Source organism: Erythrobacter donghaensis (genome assembly GCF_001557325.1).
Lineage (GTDB): Bacteria > Pseudomonadota > Alphaproteobacteria > Sphingomonadales > Sphingomonadaceae > Erythrobacter > Erythrobacter donghaensis_B.
Genome location: NZ_LSJS01000224.1, coordinates 1 through 1302, shown reverse-complemented (window position 1 = coordinate 1302; position 1302 = coordinate 1). Strand labels below are relative to the sequence as shown.

The window sequence follows — 1302 nt, the reverse complement described above, 5'->3', positions numbered from 1 at the left end:
TCTCACCACCGCCGAACAGCGCGTCTCTGCCCTTCAGGGGACCATTCCCAACGTCATCGCCCAGCTGACTGCCAGCGATCCCGACGGCACTGCCGTCACCTTCTCCATCGCCTCGGGTAAGGACGGTGCGCTGTTCAACTTCCGCGACGGGATCAATGGCGCGCTTGCCTTCGCCCGGCCTCCGAGCTTCGAGACGCCCGAGGACGCCAACCGCGACAATGTCTATGAAGTCGATGTCGTCGCCAGCGACGGCACCGCCAGCACCACCCGCACCTTCCAGGTCACGCTGACCAACTCGACCGAAGGACTCATCGTCCAGCGGCTCGCGACGGGCCTGCCGGGCAATGCGGTGCTGGTGTTCGACCAGTTCTCCACCCAGCTCGCGGCGATCTCGCGGCAGGGTGACGTCTTCGACATCAACCTCTCGACCGGCGCAGTGACCGCGCGCGGGCGCATCCCCAACCTGCCCGCCGGCACCGAGGTGCTCGATGCCGTCCCGACCGAGATCGCAGGCAGCGGCTATTCGCTCGCTCTGCGCAACGGCAACACGATCAGCATGCGCACCGTCCGGCGCGACAATCTCGGTACGGTCATCGCCGAATTGCCCGACATCACCTTCACCGGCGCAACCCAGCCGATCACCGCCGCCCTGTGGGTCGGCGGCGGCGAGCCCTACCTCGCGCTCGGCGACGGCGGCATCCCCGATGCGGCGCAGGACCCGGACAATCTGCTCGGCAATGTCACCGAGATGCGCTTCTTTGTCGGCGCCGCCGGGCAGCCCTTGCAGCTGACGCCGCGCGTCAGATCCTGGGGCTTCCGCTCACCGGTCCTGGTCGACGCGAACAACCGCCTGCAATCGATCGACCGCGGGCCGACTTTCAACGAGTTCAACCTCGAGCCGTTCTTCCTTGCCATCGGCAACAACAATTTCGAATGGCCGATCCGCGACGGGCAGACGGCGGTGGGCTTCACCGGCACCGTCACCGGCACCCGCGTCGGCCCCGAATTCGTCGCCCAGATCGGTGCCAACGGCGTGGGCCGCTGGGTCGACGCGCTGGCCGGGTTGCAGCCCTTCGGCTGGGAGGAAGTCACCCTGTTCTCGGACGAACAAGGCAACATCTTCAGCTACTCCTTCGTGCTCGGCACTTCGCCCCGCTTCGAGCGGCGCAATCTCGACTTCACCCCCAGTGCCGGGGCGATCAATTCGATCGTGGCGATGACCAGCAACTCGGCGTCCTTCGGCAACCAGATCTACATGCTCGATTCCGACGGCGAGGTGTTCATCGCGCGGATCTCCGCCTG

General features: G+C 66.4%; 1 protein-coding gene. It reads left to right on the top strand.

What is annotated here, in order from left to right:
* The coding region (locus AX692_RS20215; RefSeq protein WP_081095340.1) for a cadherin repeat domain-containing protein at window positions 1-1302 on the top strand (1302 nt) is incomplete at both ends.